Source organism: Candidatus Thiosymbion oneisti, assembly GCF_900092655.1.
GTDB classification, from domain to species: Bacteria; Pseudomonadota; Gammaproteobacteria; order Chromatiales; family Chromatiaceae; genus Thiosymbion; species Thiosymbion oneisti.
Genome location: NZ_FLUY01000755.1, coordinates 1 through 323, shown reverse-complemented (window position 1 = coordinate 323; position 323 = coordinate 1). Strand labels below are relative to the sequence as shown.

The 323-nt window shown below is 61.9% G+C and carries 1 protein-coding gene; it reads right to left on the bottom strand.

What is annotated here, in order from left to right; genetic code table 11:
• Nucleotides 1–62 precede the first annotated feature (62 nt).
• A partial coding sequence (locus BQ17_RS08110; protein WP_176722350.1) for a transposase occupies nucleotides 63–323 on the bottom strand: 261 nt, incomplete at its 5' end.

Sequence of the window (323 nt, the reverse complement as noted above, 5' to 3'; positions counted from 1 at the left end):
CTGAGCATCGACCACCGCATTGACGCTTGGCGGAATAGAAAATAGTTAGTAAAAATAGAGGCTTACGTCTTACCCGGGAAGCCACGCACCAGGAAGTGATCCCAACCGAACCAGCGCTTGAGGGTACCGAAGGGATGCTCGAGCAGGCCGGCACGCTGGCGCATTCGTGTGGCCCCCTGTTCAGCCATCCGTTGCCGGTGGGCCTCGACCAAGTTGGCGTGCTCACTACGATAGATACTGCGCGGGGCGCCGGAGTCGGGCAGACACACCGCCTTGAGCGGGCAATCCTGGCACTGACTGGCCGGGCGGCTGTAGCGGGTGCG